Origin of the sequence: Streptomyces uncialis (assembly GCF_036250755.1) — a bacterium.
In the GTDB taxonomy this organism is placed as follows: Bacteria; Actinomycetota; Actinomycetes; order Streptomycetales; family Streptomycetaceae; genus Streptomyces; species Streptomyces uncialis.
This window is the reverse complement of the sequence record NZ_CP109583.1, coordinates 614,222-637,434: the sequence shown is the minus strand read 5'-3', so window position 1 is coordinate 637,434 and position 23,213 is coordinate 614,222. Positions and strand designations below refer to the sequence as shown.

General features: G+C 71.6%; 20 protein-coding genes and 1 pseudogene. 6 read left to right on the top strand and 15 right to left on the bottom strand.

Annotation, left to right across the window (positions count from 1 at the left end; all coding sequences use genetic code 11):
- Position 1 precedes the first annotated feature (1 nt).
- The 15 genes and pseudogenes from OG711_RS02290 to OG711_RS02220 form a co-directional block, all read right to left on the bottom strand.
- Positions 2-1,603, bottom strand: a complete 1,602-nt coding sequence (locus tag OG711_RS02290) for a nitroreductase family protein (RefSeq protein WP_329558205.1) — start codon at positions 1,601-1,603, stop codon at positions 2-4.
- Between the two features lie 816 nt (positions 1,604-2,419).
- Positions 2,420-2,653: a hypothetical protein gene (locus OG711_RS02285; RefSeq protein ID WP_329558204.1), complete on the bottom strand. Its 234-nt coding sequence runs from the start codon at positions 2,651-2,653 to the stop codon at positions 2,420-2,422.
- Between the two features lie 459 nt (positions 2,654-3,112).
- Positions 3,113-4,297: a 4-hydroxybenzoate 3-monooxygenase gene (locus tag OG711_RS02280; RefSeq protein ID WP_329558203.1), complete on the bottom strand. Its 1,185-nt coding sequence runs from the start codon at positions 4,295-4,297 to the stop codon at positions 3,113-3,115.
- Positions 4,297-5,466, bottom strand: a complete 1,170-nt coding sequence (gene pcaDC / locus OG711_RS02275; RefSeq protein ID WP_329558202.1) for a bifunctional 3-oxoadipate enol-lactonase/4-carboxymuconolactone decarboxylase PcaDC — start codon at positions 5,464-5,466, stop codon at positions 4,297-4,299. The genes OG711_RS02280 and pcaDC overlap by 1 nt, the downstream gene beginning before the upstream one ends.
- Positions 5,463-6,986 carry a 3-carboxy-cis,cis-muconate cycloisomerase gene (pcaB, locus tag OG711_RS02270; protein ID WP_329558201.1) on the bottom strand — a complete coding sequence of 508 codons (1,524 nt, stop codon included), beginning with the start codon at positions 6,984-6,986 and terminating at the stop codon, positions 5,463-5,465. Before pcaB ends, pcaDC begins: the two co-directional genes overlap by 4 nt.
- Positions 6,967-7,515 (bottom strand): protocatechuate 3,4-dioxygenase subunit alpha, encoded by a 549-nt coding sequence (pcaG, locus tag OG711_RS02265; protein WP_073785926.1) that lies wholly within the window; start codon positions 7,513-7,515, stop codon positions 6,967-6,969. Before pcaG ends, pcaB begins: the two co-directional genes overlap by 20 nt.
- Complete coding sequence (gene pcaH, locus OG711_RS02260) at positions 7,512-8,276, bottom strand: protocatechuate 3,4-dioxygenase subunit beta (RefSeq protein WP_405672588.1); 765 nt, start codon at positions 8,274-8,276, stop codon at positions 7,512-7,514. Before pcaH ends, pcaG begins: the two co-directional genes overlap by 4 nt.
- Positions 8,277-8,279: 3 nt before the next feature.
- A pseudogene (locus OG711_RS02255) lies at positions 8,280-8,807 on the bottom strand (3-oxoadipyl-CoA thiolase); the annotation flags it as partial.
- Positions 8,808-8,820: 13 nt separating this feature from the next.
- Positions 8,821-9,474: a 3-oxoacid CoA-transferase subunit B gene (locus OG711_RS02250; protein WP_329558200.1), complete on the bottom strand. Its 654-nt coding sequence runs from the start codon at positions 9,472-9,474 to the stop codon at positions 8,821-8,823.
- Positions 9,474-10,262 carry a CoA transferase subunit A gene (locus tag OG711_RS02245; RefSeq protein ID WP_329558199.1) on the bottom strand — a complete coding sequence of 263 codons (789 nt, stop codon included), beginning with the start codon at positions 10,260-10,262 and terminating at the stop codon, positions 9,474-9,476. Before OG711_RS02245 ends, OG711_RS02250 begins: the two co-directional genes overlap by 1 nt.
- 314 nt (positions 10,263-10,576) lie before the next feature.
- Positions 10,577-11,683, bottom strand: a complete 1,107-nt coding sequence (locus OG711_RS02240; protein WP_329558198.1) for an ABC transporter ATP-binding protein — start codon at positions 11,681-11,683, stop codon at positions 10,577-10,579.
- An 8-nt stretch (positions 11,684-11,691) separates the two neighbouring features.
- A complete protein-coding gene (locus OG711_RS02235; RefSeq protein WP_329558197.1) occupies positions 11,692-13,494 on the bottom strand; it encodes an ABC transporter permease in 1,803 nt (600 codons plus the stop codon).
- A gap of 2 nt (positions 13,495-13,496) precedes the next feature.
- Positions 13,497-14,594, bottom strand: coding sequence for an ABC transporter substrate-binding protein (locus tag OG711_RS02230; protein WP_329558196.1), 1,098 nt, complete (start codon positions 14,592-14,594; stop codon positions 13,497-13,499).
- Positions 14,595-15,061: 467 nt separating this feature from the next.
- A complete protein-coding gene (locus OG711_RS02225) occupies positions 15,062-16,351 on the bottom strand; it encodes a M24 family metallopeptidase (protein ID WP_073785913.1) in 1,290 nt (429 codons plus the stop codon).
- Between the two features lie 322 nt (positions 16,352-16,673).
- The gene (locus OG711_RS02220; RefSeq protein ID WP_329558195.1) at positions 16,674-17,258 is read right to left on the bottom strand and encodes a MarR family winged helix-turn-helix transcriptional regulator; all 585 of its coding nucleotides are present in this window, start codon (positions 17,256-17,258) and stop codon (positions 16,674-16,676) included.
- Positions 17,259-17,449: 191 nt separating this feature from the next.
- On the opposite strand from OG711_RS02220, the gene OG711_RS02215 reads away from it, so the two are divergent.
- From OG711_RS02215 to OG711_RS02190, 6 genes are all read left to right on the top strand, one after another.
- Positions 17,450-18,922 carry an aldehyde dehydrogenase gene (locus OG711_RS02215; protein WP_073785909.1) on the top strand — a complete coding sequence of 491 codons (1,473 nt, stop codon included), beginning with the start codon at positions 17,450-17,452 and terminating at the stop codon, positions 18,920-18,922.
- Positions 18,923-19,109: 187 nt separating this feature from the next.
- Positions 19,110-19,643, top strand: a complete 534-nt coding sequence (locus tag OG711_RS02210) for a cupin domain-containing protein (protein ID WP_266504666.1) — start codon at positions 19,110-19,112, stop codon at positions 19,641-19,643.
- Positions 19,644-19,716: 73 nt separating this feature from the next.
- Entirely contained in the window at positions 19,717-20,736 is a 1,020-nt protein-coding gene (locus OG711_RS02205) for a VOC family protein (RefSeq protein WP_329558194.1), read from the top strand.
- Complete coding sequence (locus tag OG711_RS02200) at positions 20,733-21,521, top strand: aspartate dehydrogenase domain-containing protein (RefSeq protein WP_266504660.1); 789 nt, start codon at positions 20,733-20,735, stop codon at positions 21,519-21,521. Before OG711_RS02205 ends, OG711_RS02200 begins: the two co-directional genes overlap by 4 nt.
- Positions 21,518-22,435 carry an alpha/beta fold hydrolase gene (locus OG711_RS02195; protein ID WP_329558193.1) on the top strand — a complete coding sequence of 306 codons (918 nt, stop codon included), beginning with the start codon at positions 21,518-21,520 and terminating at the stop codon, positions 22,433-22,435. Before OG711_RS02200 ends, OG711_RS02195 begins: the two co-directional genes overlap by 4 nt.
- Positions 22,420-23,196 (top strand): SDR family oxidoreductase, encoded by a 777-nt coding sequence (locus OG711_RS02190; RefSeq protein WP_073785903.1) that lies wholly within the window; start codon positions 22,420-22,422, stop codon positions 23,194-23,196. Before OG711_RS02195 ends, OG711_RS02190 begins: the two co-directional genes overlap by 16 nt.
- Positions 23,197-23,213 lie beyond the last annotated feature (17 nt).

Sequence of the window (23,213 nt, the reverse complement as noted above, 5' to 3'; positions counted from 1 at the left end):
ATCAGCTGTGCAGTGCCGGGCTGAGGCCGTGGCTGTAGGCGATCGGCGCACGGTCCCACTTGACCGCGGTTTCGTCGGGTCGGCCGCACGCCAGGACGTAGATGACTTCTTCGTGTCCGTCGAGTCCCACCAGCCGGGAGACCAGATCGGTGTCGAACCCGCCCAGGCAGGTGATGCCGACACTCTGCCCCGCGGCGGCGAGACAGAGGCGCTGCGCGGCGCTCGCGGCGTGGTGGTGAAGCTCGGCGAGGGCCTGGCGGCCCCGTGTCCCGAGCAGTGGGCCCATGGGTGCGTGCAGTACGAGAAGCAGCGCCGCGGAGCGCACCACGTCCTGGTTCATGCAGGACGCGACGACAGCCTCCTCCGTACCCCCGTCGCCGTGCAGGGGGTACAGGATATGCCGGTCGGGTGTGTACGCGTAGCTGCCCGGCGCGATGCCCTCGACGGAGCGGACGAGGACACGCAGGCCGGCCCGCGGCCCGTCTGCGGAGTCCGTCCCGGTCTCCTGACGGAGCTCGGCCAGGACATGGCCGAAGGCCTCCTCGCCGAGGGACGTCGGCAGGAATCCCTTCGCGGAAGCGCGGGTCAGCGCCAGGTGCGCGAAGGCGGCACGGTGGCCGTCCGAGCGCAAGCCGTCCGCCCCGGCGAGCCTGATCGCCGCCGTACCGGATCCGCCCGGTGTCCCCGGCGCACCGTGCGCGTCGGGCGCGGCGGCGGGCGCCTGTGGGATGGCGGCCACCGTACGCGAACTGCCGTACCGGCGGGGCGTGTCGTCCTGGCGGTGGAAGGTGCTGATGGACCGCACCGAATGCCATGCCTCCTGCTCGGCCGTCCCCGGTTCCTCGCGGCGTGTGCCGTCGCCGTGGCGCCAGATCGGTACGGCGAAGGGGTTGGCGACGGCGCTGGACTCGACGGGATCCGCCGTCGGCGTGGCGGTCAGCGTGATGAGGGCTTGCGGCTCACGGCACAGACCGGTGAGTCCGAGCACCTCGGCTGCCGTGTCCCGGTCGAATCGCAGATACGTGACCGCCCGGAACCCGGCGCTCTCGGCGGCCATCGTGATGTTGGTCGCCGCGTGCGCACCGTCGAGATGGGTGTAGAGATACCCCCTGCGCCCGTACTTGCGCATGGAGGTCCACGGCCTGCCGACGAGGGCGACCACGGCGTCCGGTTGCGGGGCCGGAGCCTCTGGGAGGGCCAGCAGCCCGGCCAGTACGCCCTGCTCGACCGCCCCGATCTGGCGCAGACAGCAGCCGGCGACCTCGTATTCGTACAACTCGTAGGTCGTTGCGCCACGAAAGGCGACGAGTAACTCGAAGGGATAGAGCGCTCCGGCGGAGGGTGTGGTGCGCGCCCGCATCAGAGTCCGGCCCTTGGTGATCACAGCACCGGCGCGTTCGCCGTATCCGAGCCCGAGCACTTTGGAGACCGCGATCCACGACGAGGGGATTTCCGGCAGTGCTGCCTGGACGGTCCCGGTGACGGCCGTGTCCCCGGCGGTCAGCGGTTCCGCGCGTAGTCGTGTCTCGTCCCAGAACCGTGCTAAAAGCGGGTCGAGACGTTCATTGACGTCCGTGCCGCTCCTCGTTTCCACAGTACTCATACCCCCCTATGGCCGGCGCCGCGATGGGCTGTCGCGTCGTGTGTGGCCGCTGTGTGTCCCGCCGGTGATCCCGGCAGCCGACGGTTTCCCTTGAAAGGCATCGTCAGTTCCCTCCGCAATATCCGCTGGAATTCACGTCCGCAGGGCGTAACACATCGACTGCGGCCACTCCGCTTGATCACTGAGTAACTGGACTCTGTCGAGCACGCCCAAACATTGTGCGCAGAAATATTCGGATGTCGATCTGGTCGTTCTGCCGCATGCGGATCTCAGTACCTTGTCCGCTTTTTGGGCATGGCGAGGCCTTACCTTTGCTCGCTTTTGGTGACTTCTATAAGCGGCGTGAGTGTTGGTCAACAGTCGATGAAGCATGGGAGTTCGACGGCAGGAAGGGCTGTCAAGGAAGCCGCACAGGGCAGGGCGGCATGCGTGTATGCACCGTTTCGGCACGAGAACTAGGCCCGATTGGATCTTCCCGACGGCTCCACGGTGTCGTTTCCCTTGGTGGTCCCTGTGCTCTCCGGCCGCAGGCAGCGGTGCCAGGAAAGGCGTGTGAGGACGACAGGGTGATGGCTGGACATCCCTACCGTGATCGGCTCACGCGACAACTGCCCCGAATCATGAACTGCTCGTCCCCCTAGGCGGTCCAGGAATGCGATGATCCATCCTGCGGCACCGTCGGGCCGTCGCCAAGAGAGATCTCACATTTCGAGATGATTCGGCGGATCAGGCACGGTCGGGCGCCGGAAGGTGCTGGGTCGATCGTTTGTAAAGTCGTTCATCACCCTAACGTCCAGGCCATGAACGGCAGCGCACTTACTCGCCAAAGCTGCGAATCGGATAGCGCTCGCCTGTGTTCGGAAATCGGTGAACGGTGAATTCGCTGCGGGTTGACTGTGGGGCTGAAGATTCTTTCGCCGACGGACGCTGGACGGCGCGCGGTTTGAAACTGGAATAGGCGGTCGTGTCGCAGGTCAGAACGATGCGGTGCTCGCCGACCCGGCCGAAGGGCGCGTCCTCCACCTTGATTCGCCGGCCCGGCACACTCACTGATCACCTTGGTGATCGACTCGTAATCTTCCTGTGATCTGCGAGACGGGTTCTCGCATGACGCTGCGGAAAGGCGGATTCCACGTGGCCGGAACTGCTCCCCTTCCGGCCGTCGGACCGATGGCTGAGCTCTTTCAGCGCGGACTCGGATTGCCGTGACGCCGACGAGGTGCGCAGCGCACGAGGCTTCCGGGCTGTCGGGGAAAGGTGTTCGAAGTCTCAATCCACGCACGCAGGAGCCGCGTTGGTCCCCTGTCCTGCCGCACTCGACCTGCCGCACTCGACCTGCCTCACGACCTGGTCGAGTGGGTCATCACGCTGATCGTCACCCGCGAGGGTGACCGCCGCTGCGAACCACCGCCGCACCAGCGTGCGCCGGTCGGCCCGGTGCACCTGCGCCGGCACGACGCCCCGCCCTGCCCGCAGAAGGAGGGCGCGGACGCGGCGCAGGCGGGCCGCTCAGGCGCTGATCGGCAGCCCCGTGTAGTTCTCGGCGAGTTCGGCGGCGGCATGTGGCGATGTCGCGAGTCGGCGAAGTCGGGAGAGTTGGAGACGGGCGTCGAAGGGGGAGTGGGCAGGGTCCTGGTGCAGGGCGGTCGTCATGGTGGACGAGAAGTGTTCCGCACCCCAGACCCTGCGCAGACAGGTGTCGGAGTAGGCGTCGAGGAGCTCCGCCGAGCCGGTGTCCCGCGCGTGCTCCAGGGCGCGGGCGAGGGTGATCACGTCGGACGCCGCCAGATTGAGGCCCTTGGCACCCGTCGGGGGGACGATATGGGCGGCGTCACCTGCCAGGAACACCCGGCCGTAGCGCATGGGCTCGGTGACCGAACTGCGCATCGGGAGTTCGGACTTGGCGGATATCCTGCCGCGTGCCAGTCTCCAGCCGGGATCGTCGGTGAGGGCGAGGCGGCTGTCGAGTTCGTCCCAGATCCGCTCGTCGGGCCAGTCGGCGGGGTCGGTGCCGTTGGGAACCTGGAGGTAGAGGCGGCTCACGGTGGGGGTGCGCATGCTGGCGAGGGCGAAACCGCGCGCGGAGTGGGCGTAGATCAGCTCGTCGTAGACCGGTGGCGTGTCGGCGAGAATGCCCAGCCAGGAGTAGGGATAGGTCCGTTCGAACGTCACACGGACGGACTCGGGGATCGCGCGGCGTGCCACTCCGTGGAAGCCGTCACAGCCGATGACGTAGTCGCAGGTGAGCCTCTGGTCCTTTCCCTGATGGGTGTAGTGGACGATCGGGCGGTCCGTCGCGGCACCCTCCACCTCACGGACCGTCGCCTCGAAGAGGAGAGGCCCGCCCTCCTCCGTATGGAGCGCGATGAGGTCCTTCACGATCTCCGTCTGCGCGTAGACCATGACCGAGCGCCCGTTCGTCAGGGCGGGGAAGTCGAGTCGGTGACCCTGGCCGTCGAAGCGTAGTTCGACACCGTGGTGCACCAGGCCCTCACGGTCCATTCGCGCGCCCGCGCCGGCCGACCGGAGAGCGTCGACGGTGCCCTGTTCGAGGATGCCGGCGCGCTGGCGGTTCTCCACGTGGACACGGTCACGGGCTTCGAGAGTCACGGTGTCGATGCCCGCGTTGTGCAGCAGCCGGGCGAGCAGCAGCCCGGCGGGGCCGCCTCCGATGATGGCGACGGTGGTGCGCATCAGTGGTTCTCTCCCAGGGGCTCGGTGGTTTCGCGCAACACCCTGTCGGCGACGGCGAAAGCGGAGTTGGCGGCGGGGACACCGCAGTAGACCGCGGTCTGGAGCAGGACCTCACCGATCTCCTCCGGGGTGAGCCCGTTGCGGAGGGCGGCGCGGACATGCATCGCCAGCTCGTCGTGGTGGCCTCCCGCGACGAGTGCGGTGAGGGTGATACAGCTGCGGGTGCGCCGGTCCAGTGTGCCGCCGCTCCAGATCTCGCCCCAGGCGTAGCGGGTGATGAGGTCCTGGAACCGGGCGGTGAAGGGCGTGGTCCCGGCGACGGCCCGGTCGACGTGTGCGTCACCGAGCACGGCTCGGCGTACGGCCGTCGCAGCGGCCGTGGTGTCCGCCCGGGTTCCGGCCGCGGGCTCACCGGTGGTGAAGTGGTCCAGCAGGAGGGCGAGGACGATCCGTGGCTGCTCCACCGGGGCGAGATGCGCGGTCCGGGGCAGTTCGACGAGACGGGAGCCGGCGATCGCGTCGGTGAGGGCACGGGCGTGAGCCGGTGGGGTGGCCCGGTCGTCGCGACCGGCGACGACGAGTGTGGGGGCGGTGATCCGGGCGAGGTCGGGCCGTAGGTCGGCTTCGGCCAGGACATCGCAACAGGCCGCGTACGCCTCGGGGTCGACGCCGCCCTGGTCGGCGCTCAGCGCGGCGACCGCCGGATCGCCCGAGGCGGCGAAGGCGGGGGTGAACCACCGGGCGGGTGCTGTCGCCGCCAAGGACCCGGGCCCCTCGGCCCGGATCAGCCGGGCCCGCTCCCGCCAGGGCCCCGGCTCGCCGAACCGGGCCGACGCGCAGACGAGGGCGAGCGCGGTGACGCGCTCGGGCGCGTGGGCCGCCAGCCAGGCGCCGACGGCCCCGCCGAGGGAGATCCCCGCGCAGGCGAAGGTCTCGTGACCCAGTGAGTCGGCGAGATCGAGCACCCCGTGTCCGAGGTCGGCGAGGGTGGCGGGGAGCGGGCGGGCGGATGACCCGCCATGGCCCGGGAGATCCCAGCGGATCACCCGGTGACGACGGGCGAGGGCGGCTGCCTGCCGGTCCCAGACGGCGAGCGAGGTGCCCAGGGAGGGGCCGAGGTAGAGCGGTGGCCCGTCGACCGGGCCTTCGGCGCGATGGTGGAGTGTCATGAGGGGTCCTGGGGGAGTCGGCGCTCCAGCGCACGGTCGGTGAGGGGCGCGGCGGAGCCGAGATGGCCGGACGGGTCGGTGAGATCGGGCGGCAGCGCGTCCAGCATCAGACGCACCGGTACCAGGGAACGGCCCGGCGGCGGCTCACCAGGCGCGGAGTGCTGTTCGGCCCGGGGCGCGGGGCGGGCCGGGTCGGAAGGCGAACCGGCACGCGGGTGTTCGGCACCCGCTTCGTGGCGCAGTGCGTCGAGCAGCGGGACGCCGTCCCGGGCGGTGCGTCGCGCCGCCCGCTCCAGCAGTTCTCGTGCCGCCTCCCTGCCGATGACCGTGCCGAGGTGCGCGTTCAGCCGTTCACTGAGCAACTGCCCCCCGGTCTGCTCCAGATTGAGGCGCATCCGGTCGGGGAAGACCCGCAGCCCCGCTATGAGTTCATGAGTGTGGTGCGCGGCCCCGCCGGTGAGTCGCAGAGCGGTCCGCAGCGGCTCCCATTCGGCGTGCCAGGCGCCGGCGGGCCGTTCGTCCTCCGCGACGAGTGAGCCGAACAGGATGGCCGCCAGCGCCGGGACCTGACGGGCGGTGGAAGCGATCAGGGTCGCTCGTACGGGATTGTGTTTGTGCGGCATGGCTGAGGAACCGCCGCCCCCCGACTCCGCGACCTCCGCGATGTCCGTGCGGGAGAGCACCAGCACATCCGCCGCGATCTTGCCCAGCGCTCCGGTGGCGAAGGCGAGGGCTCCGCCGAGGTCGGCGATCGGGGTGCGCAGGGTGTGCCAGGGCAATGCGGGTGCCACCAGGCCGAGTTCGGCGGCGTACGCGGTGATCAGCGCCAGTCCGGGGTCGATCCCGCCTTGCTCGTTCCCGGCGTCCGGCGCGTAGGCGTGGAAGGCGGCCAGCGTGCCGGCCGCCCCGCCGAGCTGGACGGGGAGCGAGGCGCGGACCCGGGTGAGCCGGTCGGCCGCGTCCAGGACCAGGGAGCGCCAGCCCGCCGCCTTGAGCCCCAGGGTGATCGGGACGGCGTGCTGGGTGAGGGTGCGGCCCGCCATCGGGGTGTCGCGATGGGCCCTGGCGAGCCGGGCGAGCGCGTCGGCCGTCCGCCGGAGGTCCAGGACGATCGGACGGAGGGTACGGGCGGCGACCAGGACAAGGGCGGTGTCCAGGATGTCCTGGCTGGTGGCTCCCCGGTGCACGTACTCCGCGTGCTCCGGGACCAGGTCCGCGACGGCCCGGGTGAGATCGGCGACGAGCGGGATGACCGGGTTGCCTCCACCACGGGCGCGCAGTGCCAGCGAGCGGACCTCGAAGCGGTCGGCGCGGGCGGCTTCGGTGACCGTGCGACCGGCGGCCGAGGGAGCCTGACCGGTGACGCACTGGGCGCGGGTGAGTGCGGCCTCGGCGTCGAGGAGGGCTTGGAGCACGGCCCTGTCCCCGGTCGTCGCCTCGGCGGGCACGCCGGCCCACGCGGGTGCGAGCAGCCCGTGGGCCGGGTACGCGCCCTGTGGATCAGTGGTGTCGGAAGTCAAGGAAGACCGTCTCCTTCTCCCCCTGGAGGTGGATGTCGAAGCGGTAGGTCCGCTCCCCGTCCCCGGTGGCCATCAGGGTCCGCGCGCGATCCGGCGGCAGCGTGCTCAGCAGGCGGTCCTCGGTCGGCCGCACGAGATAGGCGCGGGTGAAGAGGTGGTGGGTCAGTCCGCGGGCGAAGACACACAGGGCGAGATAGGGCGCGGTGGCGGGTGGGGCGAGGGTGCGTATCGCCCAGTGGCCGTCCGCGTCGGTGGCCACCCGTCCGAATCCGGTGAAGTCGACGCCGTTGCGGCCCGCGAACCCGCCGTTGACGGGATCGCGCCGCATGGAGCCGGGGCCCGGGCGCGGGACGGTCTGCCAGCTCTCCAGGAGCGCGTCCGGTACCGGGTCGCCGCCGCCGTCACGGACGGAGCCGTGGACGGTCACGACCTGGGAATGGCCGCGGGGGGCGATGTCCGCACCGCCCGGGAACGGGAGCGCGTATCCGTAGAAGGGGCCGATGGTCTGGGCCGGTGTGGGGAGGATCATCGGTGGTCCTCGGGGTCGGGGAGGGTGGCGGTGGGTCCGTCGAGGACGATGTCCCAGTGGTAGCCGAGCGCCCGTTCGGGGGTGGACAGCTCATGCCGGTACTCGGCGACGAGCCGGGCGCGGGCGGCCGGGTCGGTGACCGACTGGAGGATCGGGTCATAGGGGAGCAGCGGGTCGCCGGGGAAGTACATCTGCGTGATCAGCCGCTGGGTGAAGTGCGTGCCGAACACGGAGAAGTGGATATGGCCGGGCCGCCAGGCGTTGAGGTGGTTGCGCCAGGGGTAGGCGCCGGGCTTGATGGTGGTGAAGCGGTAGCGGCCCTGGTCGTCGGTGAGGCAGCGTCCGGCGCCGGTGAAGCCGGGGTCGAGCGGGGCGGGGTGCTGATCACGCTGGTGCGCGTACCGCCCGGACGCGTTGGCCTGCCATATCTCGACGAGCTGGCCGCGTACCGGGCGGCCCACCCGGTCGAGGACGCGTCCGGTGACGGTGATCCGTTCGCCCAACGGCTCCCCAGGGTGCTGCCGGGTCAGATCCGCGTCGAGGCCGGTGACATCGGTGACCCCGAAGACCGGCCCGGTCCGTTCCGCGGCCTCCGGGTCGTCGGTCAGCGGGATCGGGACCTGGTGCGGATGACGGAGCAGAGTGCCGCGGTACGGCGCGAAGTCACGAGCCGGGTGGTGCCGGGACGTCGTGGCGGCGCTTTCATGGGCCGCCGCGATCTCGGCGCTGATCTGCCGCTGGGTCGGTTCGCTGAGGGACACGTGTCACCGTTCCAGTACGAGGGCGAGACCCTGGCCGACGCCGATGCACAGGGCCGCGACCCCGGTGCCCGAGCCCGCCGCGGCGAGTTGATGGGCGACCGCGCCGGTGATACGGGCTCCGGAGGCGCCCAGCGGATGGCCGATGGCGAGGGCTCCGCCGCGCGGGTTGACGACAGCGGGATCGAGGTCGGGCCACTGGCCGACGCAGGCCAGGGCCTGGGCCGCGAAGGCCTCGTTCAGTTCGAGGACGTCCACTCGCGCCGTCCTGCGGCCCGCCTTCTCCAGCGCGCGGTGGACGGCTTCGACGGGGCCGGCTCCGAATGGCCGCGGTTCGATGCCGGTGACGGCGGTGACGGCGGTGACGGCGGTGACGGCGGTGACGGCGGTGGCGCTGACGCGGGCGAGCGGCTCGCGTCCGCGGGCGCGCAGCCCGTCCTCGTCGGTGAGCAGCAGCGCGGATGCCCCGTCGCTGAGGGGTGAGGAGTTGCCCACGGGGGTGCGGACCGCGTCGACGACATAGACCTCACGGAGGCGGTCGGGCATCTCAGGCTCCTCCGGTCATGGTGGCGGCGACGCGGATCGGGGCGGCGGTTCTCGCGCGTACTTCGGCGGCGGTGACACCGGGTGCGGTCTCGACGAGCAGCAGGCCGTCGTCGGTGATGTCGAGGACGGCGAGATCGGTGATGACGCGTCGCACGCAGGCTCTGCCGGTGAGCGGCAGGGTGCATTCCCGCACGATCTTCGGGGAACCGTCCTTGGCGGTGTGGGTGGTCAAGGCGATGACCCGACGCACTCCGTGGACCAGGTCCATCGCGCCTCCCATGCCCTTGACCAGGTGTCCGGGGACGGACCAGTTGGCTAGGTCGCCGCCGGCGGAGACCTGCATGGCTCCCAGGACGGCGGTGTCGATGTGTCCGCCGCGGATCATGCCGAAGGAGAGGGAGGAGTCGAAGCAGGCCGCTCCGGGCCGGACGGTGACGGTCTCCTTGCCCGCGTTGATCACGTCCGGGTCGACCTCGTCCTCGGTCGGATACGGGCCCACTCCGAGGATGCCGTTCTCCGAGTGGAGGACCACGTCGATCCCGGCGGGGAGGAAGGCGGGGACCCAGGTGGGCAGTCCGATGCCGAGGTTGACGTACGACCCGTCGGTCAGTTCGGCGGCGGCGCGGGCCGCCATTTCGTCGCGTGTCCAGGGCATCAGGCGTCCACCGTCCGGGTCCGTGCGGCTGCTTCCGGCCCGCCGGACCGGACCGTTCGCTTCTCGATGGCCTTGTCGGCGGCCTGTGCGGGGGTGAGGGGCACCACCCGCTGGACGAAGACGCCGGGCAGATGCACGGCGTCCGGGTCCAGCTCGCCCGGCTCGACCAGTTCCTCGACCTCGGCGATGGTGATCCGGCCCGCCATCGCCGCGAGCGGGTTGAAGTTGCGGGCCGCCCTGCTGAAGACGAGGTTGCCCAGCCGGTCGCCCCTGGCGGCCCGTACGAGGGCGAAGTCCGTGGTGATGGCGGGCTCCAGAACGTGATCGAGGCCGCCGAAGGCGCGGATCTCCTTGGCGGAGCTCAGCTCCGGGTCCGCTCCGTAACGGCGGGGCAGACCTCCCTCCGCCACCTGGGTGCCGACTCCGGCCGGGGTGAAGAAGGCCGGTATGCCGCAGCCGCCCGCGCGCAGCCGTTCCGCGAGGGTTCCCTGGGGCACGAGTTCGACCTCCAGCTCACCGGCCAGGTACTGACGGGCGAACTCCTTGTTCTCCCCGATGTACGAGCCGGTGACGCGGGTGACGCGCCGCGCGGCGAGCAGGGTGCCGAGCCCGGAGCCGTCCACCCCGCAGTTGTTCGAGACCACGTGCAGTCCACCGGTCCCGCGGGCGAGGAGGGCGGCGATCAGGGTGCCCGGCACACCGCTGAGACCGAACCCGCCGACGGCGAGCGAGGCTCCGTCCCCGATGTCGCCGACCGCTGCGGCGGCGCTGTGACTGACTTTGTCCACGGAAGCTTCCTTTACGGGGTGACGACGGCATGTGTTCGCCAGGTGAACTGGAGTTCATCGCTTGACGCGCCCCGAGTGCGCGTTCGCCGGCCGGGACCTCAACGGTGGCGAACCGCCGAAGTGCGGGGTGCCGCGCGACCCGGAGGACCTGGAGGACCCGCAGGCCGGCCGGGCAGCAGCCCGGAGGATGGCGCTTGGGTCAGGGGCGGAGGGCGGCGCCCTGCGGCCCGGAACAGGGCCACCTCAACGCCCAGTCCGCGGAAGAGACCTGGCTGCCCCTCACCGGCCGACCGCCGGCGCCCGGTCGCGGGAGCTCACGCCCCGGCCGGGGGAGCCATGGTGATCAGCTTCTCGGCGGGCAGCCGCAGACGTACCGTGCCGGACGTGAACGCGTCCGGGCCCGTGGGGGAGCGGACGGTGAGCAGGCCCAGCGGGGTCTGCACCCGGTGGAGGAAGTGTCCGCCCACGTAGTGGTGGTCGAGGGGGGTGCCGGTCACCTGGTTGGGCTCCGTACCCGTGCCGTCGCCGAGGTCGAACACGATGTCGTCGGGGCGGATACCGAGGGTGAGCGCGGTGCCCACGGCATGGTCGCCGGGGCCCGTGCGCAGGTGCCGGCCGCCCGCCGTGACCTCCAGACCGTGCGCGTCCGACGAGACGACCGAGACGGCACGGACGAGGTTCATATGGTCGAGGAAGTTGGCGACGAACTCCGTCGCGGGCGCGTTGTACAGCTCGTGCGGCGGGCCTTCCTGGACGATCCCGCCGCCCTGCATGATGCCGACCCGGTCGGCGAGCATCATCGCCTCCTCCTGGTCGTGGGTGACGAGCAGACAGGTGATGCCCGTCCGCCGGGACAGCTCCTTGAGCTCGATACGGAGGTCCATCCGCAGTCTCGCGTCCAGGTTGGAGAGCGGTTCGTCCATGAGCAGCACCTTGGGGCGCAGCGCGAGTGCCCGGGCGAGTGCCACCCGCTGCTGCTGGCCGCCCGAGAGCTGTGTCACCTTGCGGTCCGCCTGCTCGGTCAGCCGGAACATCTCCAGGGCCTCCTCCACCCGGGCCGCCGCCTCCGCCCGGTCCGGGCGCCGCACACCGCGGCGCAGGGGGAAGGCGATGTTCTGCCGGATCGTCATATGGGGCCACAGGGCGTACGACTGGAAGACCATCGCCTGAGGTCTTTCCTCGGGGCCCACCCAGACCGGGGGTGCGTGTCCTGAGACCTGCCGGCCGTCGATGGACACGGTGCCGGTGTCGGGTCGTTCCAGTCCGGCCACGATGCGCAGCGTGGTCGTCTTTCCGCAGCCGGACGCGCCCAGCAGGACGTAGAACTCGCCCTCGGCGACGGACAGGGAGACATCGCGCAGCGCCGGCACCCGGTCGCGGTCCTGGGCGAAGGACTTCGAGACGCCTTCGAGGTCGATCATGGGAGCTCCTAGAGGGACTGGCGGCGGGCGACGCGGCAGAAGGCGATGAGCAGGACCGTGATCAGTCCGAGCTGGATCACCCCGAGGGCGGCGGACAGGCCGGTCTCGCCCGCCGAGCTGTAGCCGAAGATCCGGGTGGACATCACATCCGTGCCGTCGCTGGAGAGGATCAGGGTGATGGTCAGTTCGCGGATGGTCAGCAGGGCGATCCAGAACCAGGCGTAGGCCAGGCTGCCGCGCACCACGGGCAGGACGACGGAGACGAACGCCCGGCCCCGGCGGATGCCGGAGACCGCCGCCGCCTCCTCCAGTTCGCCGTGGACCTGGAGCATCGTTCCGTGGAGGGTGCGGTACGCGGTCGCCACGAACCGGCAGGCGACCACGAGGGCGAGGAAGGCCGCGGTTCCGTAGAGCGGGAGCCATCGGTAGGCGGAGAGCCCGACGTACACGAAGGACACGGCCATGACGATCGACGGGACGGCGAGGGTCATCATGATGAGCGCGTCGAGTCCGCGCCGGCCCCGTACGGTGGTGCGGGTGACCAGCCATCCGGCGCAGGCGGCGAACGCCACCGCGGCCGTCGGTACCACCGCCACCAGCAGGAGCGTGGTCGGCAGTACCTCCCCCAGATCGTAGGCGGCGTCGGTGTAGGCGGCGAAGGACAGCTCCCCGAACGCCTCGGCCGACGGGGGCCGCAGATAGGGCACCAGCGAGGCCCAGACGAGGGTCAGCACCGGCAGCACCACACCGATCAGCGCGTACAGCCCGATGAGGCAGTATCCGGCGACCCGGCCCCGCCGGGTGAGTCTGATCGGTTCACGGGCGGCGCGTTTGCCGGTGACCGTGGCCATCTGTCCGGCGCGGCGCATCGCCCGGTAGTAGCCGAGCATGATGAGGCCGATCCCGAGTGCCATCCCGAGCCCGACGGCGGCGGCGTTGCCGTACTCGGGGGAGCCGGTGGCGCCCTGGGTGTACTGGTAGATCAGGGTGGACAGGACGGTGATCCGGGCGGGCATCCCGAGCATCCCGGCGTAGTCGAACACCTCGACGGCGACGATGAAGAAGAAGATGGACACCCCGGCGATGGCCGGTGCCGCGATCGGGAGGAGCAGTTGGAGGGCGGCCCGCAGCCGGGGGATGCCGTGGACCGCGGCGGCCTCCTCGACGTTGACGTCGATGACCCGCAGGGTGGGCACGAGCATGAAGAACGCGGGGCCGGCGAAGTCCAGTCCCTGGAGCAGGATGATCCACTTCAGGCTGTAGACATCCGTGAGGGGGCCGCTGCCGCCCAGCTCCCCCCACCAGGTGTTGATGATCCCGTTGCTCGGGTTGAACATGAAGATGTAGCCGAGGGCGACGAGGAAGCCGGGGATCGCCATCTTCGCGGCGGCCAGGAAGAGGATGACGCTCTTGCCGCGCAGATCCGTCCTGGCGTAGAGCCAGGCCAGCGGGACGGCGACGAGCAGCATCACGATGACGCTGCCCACCCCGAGCACCAGGGTGCGCAGCAGCGTCCCGGCCAGTCCGCTGGAGCCGAGTACCGTGCGGAAGTTGTCGAGCGACAGCTCTCCGCCGCCGAATCCCTCTCCCGGGCCGAACGCCGCCCAGACCAGTCCGGCCATCGGGACGACGAGCACCACGCACAACAGGGCGATCATCACCCGTACCACGACCAGCGGGGCGTCGACCCGGCGTCGTGCGGTGCGGCCCGGTGGTGGATCGTGCCGCGAGGCGGTGCCCTTTCCCCCGGTGCGCTTGCCTTCGGGGGCGGGGCGCGAGGTGGTCAGTTCCGGCACCTTGTCCGACCCCATCCCTACTTCCTCAGCAACTGTGCGAGCTGCTTGTTGACCTTCTCGTAGTCGTTCATCCACCAGTCCGTCCCCGCGGTCATCACCCCGCCGGCCTTCTCGGCCAGGAGATACAGATCGGTGCCGGGGGTGGTGTGGCGGGGCCAGTCGAGGACCTCGTACGCCTTCTTGCGGCCCTGCTCGGTGGCGTTGAGCCAGTAGAGGAAGAGCTGCGCGGCGGCGGGGTTCTCCGCTCCCTTGACGACGAGTCCGGCGCGCGGCACCACGGGCACCTTGACGGGTGCGTAGTCGACGGGTGCCTTGGCGACGCGCTGACGCTCGCCTATGCGTACTCCGTAGCCGATCGGGAACTCCCCGCTGCTCACCTGGGTGCGGATGGCGGTCGGTACCGAGGCGAGGGACACCCTGCCGTCCTCCAGCAGTCGGCGCACGAAGTCCAGGGTCTTGTCGACGCCGAGTCCGGCGGCCAGCGGGCTGAAGACATCGGGCAGCCCGGCGGTGACGATCTTGCCGCGCCATTTGTCGGTGAGGAGTTCCTCCAGGGACTTCGGGACGTCCGCCGCCTGTACGTCCTTGGTGTTGTAGAGGACCGTCCGGGCGATCTCGGCGATGTGGATGCCATGGTGGTCGGCCCAGACATCGTCGGCGGCGACCCCTTCCATGGAGCCCCAGTCGACCGGCTGGACCAGGCCCGCGCCGCTGAGCTGCTTGACCACCAAGGGGGTGGTCGCGAACACGTCTATCGACGGAGTGACCTGGGCCTTCGCCTCTTGCACCAGCTTGTTGGCGAACGCGGGGTCGGGTTCGCCGCCGACGAACTTGATCCTGAGGTCGACGCCGGTGTCGGCGCGGAACGCCTGGGCGAGCTTCCTGGCGTGGGCCGGGGTACGGGAGTCGGTGCTGATGAAGAGCCGTATCTCGCCCTCCTTGGCCGCCTTGTCGGCCAGCGGTCTGAGGGAGGAGGGCAGGTTCCCGCCGGAACCGGCCTTGCCGGAAGAGGAGCCGGAGCCGTCGCCGCAGGCAGCCAGCAGACCGCCGGTCCCCACCGCGGCCATGCCGTGCAGAAGAGCGCGCCGATCGATCGATACAGGCCGCTTTGTCATGAGCAATACCACCTTGCCGGGAGGGTGGCCGGGCAGTCCGGCCGGAAGGGAGGAAGGACCGGGGTGCGGGGATACCCGGCTGTACGAGGTCCGACTGCTGGGGCCGCCGGAGGGTGCGGGCGTGGGGCCCAGGGCGCGGGCCGACCGGTGCGACCCGGCCGGAAGGGGCCGCGCGTACGGCCGGGGCGCGGGGAGAGCCGGGCCGGATCGACGGCGCCATTGGCGTGGTGCGCGGGGTGGCGGTGGTGACCGTATGGCCGGTCGAAGCGGATCGTATCCGACCGGAACGGGTTGAACCAGGCCGGATCATCAGGGTTCGGGTGGGCGACGGTCCTGCTCCGCGCGCCCGGGCCGAACGGTCCCGGGCACGCGGTCGGGGGGCGCCGCACCAAGGGGCCGGTCGCCGTGACCTACGCCCGCACGCCGGCCGAGGCGCTGGAGCGGGGACCGGACGCCGTGGCCGGTGCCTACACCTCGACCGAGTTGAGCCGGGTGGAGACGGTGTTGAACTCACGGCAGCCGGACTCCGTCGCGGCCACCACACCGCCGACGATCGCGCCGCGCCTGCCGAGCCGGGCGTCCGGCTGGAGGGAGAAAGTCATACCGGGCTCGATCTCGAAGTCGAAGAAGGGGCCCGGGTGTCCGTCCGCGTGCGGGTAGGCGCCGGCGAAGGAGTCGACGTGGTCCCGGATGCCGAGGGCCGAGCCTCCTCCGGACAACAGCGGGTTCAGCGAGGCGAACTGCGGGGTCAGATGCCACATCCCGGCCTCGGTGAGCGGCACCTCCATCGCCGCGCACACCTCGGCGAAGGACGCGCCGGGCCGTACCGCGGCGACACCGGCCTCGTAGGACGCGCGGGCGACCTCCGCGCAGCGCAGCGTCTCGGCCGGGGGCGTGCCGAGGGTGAAGCTCATGTTGACGTGGGTGTTCAGCTCGGCGTAGTTGGGGAAGATCTCGGCCCACACCATGTCGGAGCGTTCCAGCCGCCGGGCGCGCTCCGGGCGGGTCAGCCAGGTGGGTTCCCCCCAGGCGTAGTTGTCCAGGCCCGTCTGGAAGAGCATCCAGGTGACGCGCATCCCTTTGCGCAGCATCGTCGCCACACCCTCGGCGTACAGCTCCGTCTCGTCCAGGCCCGGCGCGGCCAGCGCCATCATGGCCTCGACGGCCGCGTCCCCGGCCGCGGCGGCGGTGGCGATGTGCTCCAGGTCCTCGTCGCTGCGCCGGGCCATCACCAGTCCGTAGTCGCGGGTGACGTCGAGCAGTGTGGCGTCGGGCAGTCCCTCGCCGATCGCGTCCCAGACGGACCGGGAGACCCAGCCGCCCGGGTAGAACGGCGATCCGTACCCGGCGCCGATGACGCCGAGCCGGCCGCCGCCGAGCTGCTTCTCCCGCGCGATCCGCGGCAGGAGTTCCGGCGCGGACCCCACGCGGATGTCCTCGATCCAGGTCTCCAGACCGCGTTCCCGGGTGAGCTGGTGCTGCGCCGCGACCTGGGCGGCGAAGGCCACCATCGTGGGTTCGCCGTGCCGGGGGACGACGAAGTGCTGGTAGCGGCGGTCACGGAAGAGGTACTGGCCGGCGTCGTAGCGGTCGCTGCGGTCGGCGCCGAAGACGAGCAGGCCGTCGAGCTCATGGGCGTCCATGAACTCCTGGGTGCGGCGCATCCGGAACGCCCGCTCGTCGTGCGGTTCCCCTTCCGGGGTCCCGGTGGCGGGTGCGGTCCCCGGGGTGGTCCCGGCGATGGTCGGAGTCGGCACGGATGGCTCCCTTCGTAGCCCCTCGAACGGTCACCCGCGCACTCGGCGGGGACGGCGGGGCATGGGCTCAAGCCCTCATGGTCGGATGTCCGTCAGGTCGGCCGATGCCGTCGTGTGCGGCGGTCGCGGGCTCATGACCTGGAGGGTTGATCTGCGTTGCCGAGACCATAGACCCCGCCGTCCGGGACCCACAAGGCTTAGGTCAAAGAAGCTTTTAGTTAAGTTGTTGCGTGTGTATCCCGTGCGGCCCGGCCTCCGTGGCGCGACGGATCGCCGCACGTCACGCAGGCCGGGGCCGGGCCGGACGGCCCCGGGAGGCCGGTCAGTCCAGGTCGCGCAGCCGGGTCTCCAGCTTCTTCAGCAGACCGGCGAGCTGCCGCCGCTCGTCGGGGTCCAGCGTCCGGAGCATCTCGCGCTCCCGTTCCAGGTGATCGTCGATGATGCGGTCGATCAGGGCGAAACCCGCCGGGGTGAGCTCCGCGTACACACTGCGGCGGTCCTCGGCCGAGCGGATCCTGCGGATCAGCCCGTCCCGCTCCATCCGGTCGAGCCGCATCGTCATCCCGCCCGATGTGAGCAGGGACGAGGTCGCCAGTTCCCGCGCCGTCTTGCGATAGGGCGGCCCCATCCGGCGCAGGCTCGCCAGTACGTCGAAGATCGACTGATTGATGGAGTGGCGGTCGTACATCCGGTTCGACAGATTGCGGACCAGCACCCCGCAGCGGGTGATGCGGCCCACCACGTCGATGCTGTCCGCGTCGAGGCCCGGCCGCTCCCTGCGCCACTCGGCGATGATCCGGTCCACCTCGTCGGGGGTGTCCTCCCGGGCGGGCTCCGGGGCCCGGTCCGCCGACCCCGGCGACGCGGGATCGGACACGGCGGAACGTCTGTCGGGTCGATGGCTCACGGGTGCGCCCACCTACGGCTCGTCATGAACAGGCTGGACGCGGAGAATATCAGCCCTATGTATTGACGCTCTAAGAGACTTAGATCTAAGTTTTCTCCCGCTGGACCAGCCGGACACCAGGATCCGGTGGTGGGAGCGCCGGCCCAGCGGCGGCGAGAGCCGCTCCCGAACCGGCGGAGAGAGAGGTCGTCATGGCCGGCACAAGCATGGACATCATCGTGGCGGGGCGGCACCGACCAGGGCGCGGCGCGGTCATACGGTCGCTCGACCCGGCGACCGGGGCCGTCCTCGCGGAGGTCACGACCGCCACCGCCGAGGACGTCGACGACGCGGTGACAGCGGGCGCCGCCGCCATGCGGGACCCCCGCTGGCGCGGTCTTCTTCCCCATCAACGCGCCGCGCTGCTCCATCGCGTCGGCGCGCTCATCGAGGAGGAGGCGGAGGACCTCGCCCGGCTCCAGGCGCACGACATCGGCAAGCCCCTCACCGAGACCCGGGCCCTGGTGGCGAGTGCCGCCGGGACCTTCCGCTACGTCGCCGCCGCGCTCGAAACCCTGGACGAGGAGCTGACCACCCCGCGCGGCCCCTATCTGAGCATGAGCGTGCACGAGCCGATCGGCCCGGTCGCCGCCATCACCCCCTGGAACTCACCGATCGCCAGCGAGGCCCAGAAGGCCGCGCCCGCCCTCGCCGCCGGGAACGCGGTACTGATCAAACCCGCCGAGTGGTCGCCGCTGGCCGCCCTGCGGCTCGGTTCCCTGCTGCTGCGCGCCGGTGTCCCCCCGGGCCTGGTCAGTGTGCTGCCCGGGCCCGGACAGGTGACCGGTGAGGCACTGGTACGTCACCCGGGGGTCCGCAAGGTGGCCTTCACCGGCGGTACCGGCACCGGTCGGCGGATCGCGTCGATCGCCGCCGGGAAACTGATGCCCGTCTCCCTCGAACTGGGCGGCAAATCACCGGTGATCGTGCTGCCCGACGCGGATCTCGACCAGGTCGTCCAGGGGGTGCTCCTCGGCATCTTCTCCTCCCAGGGACAGGCATGCGTCGCAGGCTCACGCCTCTTCGTCCACCGGTCCGCGTTCGAGGAGTTGACCGGCCGCGTGGTCGCGGCCGCCGAACGGCTCGTCATCGGCGACCCGATGGCGCAAGGCACCCATATGGGCCCGCTGATCTCCGCGGAGCACCGTGCCGCGGTCGAGTCGTACGTCCAGCTCGCGGCCGACGAGGGCGGGCACATCCGCACCGGGGGCGAACGGCCCACCGGACCCGGTCTGGACGGCGGCTTCTACTACCGTCCGACCGTGATCACCGGACTCGACCCGGCCTCACGCGTCTGCCAGGAGGAGATCTTCGGCCCGGTCCTCGCGGTCCTCCCGTACGACGACGAGGAGGAGTTGGGCGCGCTGGCCGACTCCACCCCGTACGGACTGGCGTGCGGGATCTGGACCCGCGACTACCGCAGGGCCTGGCGCCTCGCCCGCCGGATCGAGGCGGGCACCGTCTGGATCAACACCTACAAGCAGCTCTCCGCGTCGACCCCGTTCGGCGGGGTCAAGGAGAGCGGCATCGGGCGCGAGAAGGGCCGGCAGGGCATCCGGGCCTACATGACGCAGAAGAGCCTGTACTGGGGCCTCGACGCGACGCCGTCCGCCTGGGGCACCTGAGCCCTGAACGCCCCGGGCACGGGACCGCGCCCGGACGGCACCCGGCCCCCTTCCCCGGCTCCCGGACCTCCGGTCGAGCCGCCCGCACCACCCCTGACCTTCCCCCTGACCTTCCCCACGGCCGGCCGATCCGGTACGGCCCCCTCCCCGGCGGGCGACCAGCCCGTCACCAGCGAAAGGACACACCGTGAGCGAGCAGAACGCCACCACCCGCGAGTCGACCGAGGCCGCCCTGCGGACGCTCCTGGACTCCTGCGTCGCCAGCCGTGACTCCCGGCACGAGGACTGGGACACCCTCGGCTTCCAGGCCAAGGCGGGGGACGAGTTCCGCCGGGCCCAGATCCGGTACATCGGCTCCGGTGCCACCGGCGACCACGACGGCGACGACCGTATCCTCCCGGCCGGGCACTTCACCTTCTCCAACATGCGGCTGCCGGCCGGGGCCGTCGGCCCGGAGCACACCCACCACGACGCCGAAGAGGCGTTCTTCGTCCTCGAAGGGCGGCTGGAGGTCACCGTCCACGACACCGAGGACGGCACCCGGACCGCGAGCCGTGTCCTCGGCTACCGGGACCTGGTACGGGTCCCTGCCGGGGTGCCGCGCAGCCTGCGCAACATCGGCACCACCGACGCCCTGTTCTGTGTGGTCATCGGCGCGAACAGGCCCCAGCTGCCCACCTACCCGCCGACCTCCGCGATGCACGGGATCACCCGGGGCTGACCCCGGCCCCGCCACCGAACGCCCGCACCCGGCCCGGTCCCGCGGTCCCGCCCGGCCCCTGAGGAGTCACCCGATGAACGAAACCGCCACCACCTCCGGCCCCACCCACGACGGCGCCCGCCCCGCCGACGCGGGAGAGCGCCGCGCCGGCCGCGCCGGAAGCTCCGCCGATCCGCCGCGGCCCGTCGCCCGACTGCGTTCGCTGCGCGCGGTCTCCCTCCACACCCCGCGGGCCACCGAGTCCGCGGAGTTCTACAGCGAGGTGTGGGGACTGACCCCGGTCGAGCGCGGCGACGGGGCGGCGTGGCTGCGCGGCACCGGACAGGAGCACCACATCCTCGAACTCCACGAGGCGGAGCGCAACGCCCTGGGCAAGATCGTCTTCTCGGTCGGGGACCGCCGGGAGGTCGACACCGCGGCCCGGCGGCTCGCCGCGCACGGGACGCGGCCGCTGGCCGGACCGGGCGTCCTGGACCAGCCGGGCGGCGGCTACGGACTGCGGTTCGCCGACCCGGAGGGCCGCCTCGTGGAACTCTCCTGCGAGGTCGAGGCGGTCGTCCCCGGCGACCCCGAAGGCCGGGCCGCGATCCCCCGCAAGCTCGCCCATGTGGTGCTCAACACCGTCGACATCGACGCCGCCTGCGCCTTCTACACCCAGGTGCTCGGCATGCGGATATCCGACTGGTCGGAACACCGGATGGCGTTCCTGCGATGCAACAACGATCACCACGCGATCGCGTTCAACCAGGCCGAGTGGACCTCGCTCAACCATGTGGCCTACGAGATGACCTCCATCGACCACTTCATGCGCGGCATCGGCCGGCTCCGCCACCATGACCGGCTGCCCCTGTGGGGACCGGGACGGCACGGCCCGGGGAACAACACGTTCTCCTACTTCGCAGATCCGGCCGGGCTGGTCTGCGAGTACACCTCCGAGGTCGACCAGGTCCAGGAGGACACCTGGCTCTGCCGCACCTGGCGGCGCACCCCCGCCCTGTCCGACCTCTGGGGCACCGCCGGGCCGCCGTCCACCGACGTCCGTACCCGGATGGCGGGCATCCCCGACCCCGGGCACCGCGGGACACCGGCATGACGGAACTGACGGTGGCCCTCCTCGGCCACGGAGCCATCGGGTCCGTCATCGCCGACGCGCTCCGCGAAGGACACGTGCCGGGCGCCCGCCTCGTCGCGGTCGTCGACCCCGCCACGGCACCCGCCCCCGGGCTGCCGGTCGTGCCCCTCGCCACCGCGCTCGCCCGCGCCGAACTCGTCGTCGAATGCGCCGGACAGACCGCACTGCGCGACACAGGCCCCTCGGTCGTCGCCGCGGGCCGGCATCTGCTCGCCCTCTCCACCGGGGCACTCGCCGACGACGTGCTGCACCGGCGTCTGCTGGCCGGACCCGGCAGGCTCAGCCTGTGCGCCGGCGCGGTCGGCGGACTCGACCTGCTGACCGCCGCCGGCGCCCTCGCCCCCTTCGACACCGTCACCATCCGTACGTCCAAGTCCCCCGGCTCCCTGGCCCGTCCGTGGATGACCGAGGCCGAGACATCCCGGCTGCGCACCACCGCCGAACCGTACGAGGTGCTTCGCGCCCCCGCCCGCGAGGTCACCCGCGCGTTCCCCGCGACCAGCAACGTGGCGGCGTCCGTGGCCCTGGCCGTCGGTGACTGGGACCTCGTCGAGGCCGTCGTCGTCGCCGACCCCGGGGCCACCCTGAGCCGCCATGAGATCGAGGCCACCGGCCCCGCGGGCCGCTACCGCTTCGAGATCGCCAACCTTCCCTCACCGGCGAACCCCCGCACCAGCGGCATCGTCCCGTACGCCGCGCTCCGCGCGATCCGCGCCCTCGCCGGGAACCCCGGAGGCGTCGTATGAACACCCCCGCCGTCACCGGCGGACACCTCACCGCGGGCGGCGTCCGCGTCCACGTCGACACCGCTGGCACGGCCGGTTCACCCGTCCTGCTGCTCCACGGCATCGGCTCGTCCGCCGCCTCCTTCACCGGACAGCTCACCGCACTCGCCCGCCACCACCGGGTCATGGCCTGGGACGCCCCCGGCTACGCCCGCTCCGGCGATCCCGGCGCCCGCTACCGCATGGACGACTACGCCGACACCGCCGCCGCCCTGCTGACCGCCCTCGCACCGGGCCCCGCCCATGTCGTGGGCGTCTCCTGGGGCGGGGTCGTCGCCACCCGGCTCGCGCTGCGCCACCCCGCTCTGGTGCGCTCACTCGTCCTCGCGGACTCCACCCGGGGCTCCGGCCGCACCCCCGAGGGCGCGGCGGCCATGCGGCAGCGCGTACGGGAACTGGCCCGGGACGGGGTCCGGGAGTTCGCCCGGGCACGAGCTCCCCGGCTGCTCTCCGACCAGGCGCCCGACGCGGCCGTCGCCGCCGTACGCGAGGTGATGACCGCCTCCGTACGACTGCCGGGATACACCCGGGCCGCCGCCTCCATGGCCGACACCGACCACACCGCGGCCCTGCCCGGACTGAACGTCCCCACGCTCGTGCTCGTCGGTGAACACGACCGGATCACCGGGGTGGAGGAGTCCCGGACCCTCCACCGGCTCGTCGCCGGGAGCAGGCTCACCGTGATCCCCGGCGCCGGGCATCTCGCCAACCAGGAACAGCCCGCCCTGTTCACCGCGCTCGTCGCCGGCTTCCTCGCCGAACAGGACGGCGCGGCGCCCGGCCCCGCCCACCCGGACGCCGGGCCCACCGCCGACGCACACCACGGCGACGGCCCCCGCCCCACGCCGAAGGAGGACCCATGGACCTCGGACTGAGGGAACGCGCCTATCTGGTCACCGGCGCGAGTTCGGGCGTCGGCCTCGCCACCGCCCGGCTCCTGCTCGACGAGGGCTGTTCGCTCGCGGTCTGCGCCCGCGACGGCGACCGGCTCGCCCGGGAGCTCGGCCCCGACGGCGACCGGCTCGTCACGACGGCCGCCGACGTCCTCGACCCCGAGGCGGTCGCCCGGCTCACCGACGCCGCCCGACGGCGGTTCGGACGGCTGGACGGCGTCGTCAACAACGCCGGCGGCTCACTGATGGCGCCCTGGCCGGACACCACACGCACCCAGTGGCGCGAGGAACTCGAACTGAAGCTCTTCTCCGTCCTCAACACCGTCGAGGCGACCCTGCCCCTGCTGAGCGCGTCCGACGCCGGGGCCGTCGTCAACGTCAACGCGATCCTCGCCCGGCAGCCCGAACCCCGGCTCGCGGCCACCTCCGCGGCGAGAGCCGCCCTCCTCAACCTCACCCGCACCCTCGCGGACGACCTCGGACCGCGGGGCATCAGGGTCAACTCGGTGTGCCTGGGCCTCATCGACACCGGCCAGTGGCGGCGCCGCCACGAGGCCGAGGGCGGCGCCCTCGACTACACCCGGTGGAGCGCCCGGCTCGCCGCCGACCGGGGCATTCCCCTCGGAAGGCTCGGCACCGCCGAGGAAGTCGCCTTCCCGATCGCCTCCCTGCTCTCCCCGAGGTCCGCGTACATCACCGGAGCCACGGTCGACGTCGGAGGCGGGGTGGGCCGCTATGTCTGACCCGCGCCCGCCGGACC

Bases quoted from the DNA above. Each gene is read 5' to 3' on its own strand.
- OG711_RS02290 (WP_329558205.1), bottom strand. From the start codon at position 1,603: ATGAGTACTGTGGAAACGAGGAGCGGCACGGACGTCAATGAACGTCTC.
- OG711_RS02280 (WP_329558203.1), bottom strand. From the start codon at position 4,297: ATGCGCACCACCGTCGCCATCATCGGAGGCGGCCCCGCCGGGCTGCTG.
- pcaDC (WP_329558202.1), bottom strand. From the start codon at position 5,466: ATGACACTCCACCATCGCGCCGAAGGCCCGGTCGACGGGCCACCGCTC.
- pcaG (WP_073785926.1), bottom strand. From the start codon at position 7,515: ATGATCCTCCCCACACCGGCCCAGACCATCGGCCCCTTCTACGGATAC.
- OG711_RS02250 (WP_329558200.1), bottom strand. From the start codon at position 9,474: ATGCCCTGGACACGCGACGAAATGGCGGCCCGCGCCGCCGCCGAACTG.
- OG711_RS02240 (WP_329558198.1), bottom strand. From the start codon at position 11,683: ATGATCGACCTCGAAGGCGTCTCGAAGTCCTTCGCCCAGGACCGCGAC.
- OG711_RS02235 (WP_329558197.1), bottom strand. From the start codon at position 13,494: ATGGGGTCGGACAAGGTGCCGGAACTGACCACCTCGCGCCCCGCCCCC.
- OG711_RS02230 (WP_329558196.1), bottom strand. From the start codon at position 14,594: ATGACAAAGCGGCCTGTATCGATCGATCGGCGCGCTCTTCTGCACGGC.
- OG711_RS02215 (WP_073785909.1), top strand. From the start codon at position 17,450: ATGGCCGGCACAAGCATGGACATCATCGTGGCGGGGCGGCACCGACCA.
- OG711_RS02205 (WP_329558194.1), top strand. From the start codon at position 19,717: ATGAACGAAACCGCCACCACCTCCGGCCCCACCCACGACGGCGCCCGC.
- OG711_RS02200 (WP_266504660.1), top strand. From the start codon at position 20,733: ATGACGGAACTGACGGTGGCCCTCCTCGGCCACGGAGCCATCGGGTCC.
- OG711_RS02195 (WP_329558193.1), top strand. From the start codon at position 21,518: ATGAACACCCCCGCCGTCACCGGCGGACACCTCACCGCGGGCGGCGTC.
- OG711_RS02190 (WP_073785903.1), top strand. From the start codon at position 22,420: ATGGACCTCGGACTGAGGGAACGCGCCTATCTGGTCACCGGCGCGAGT.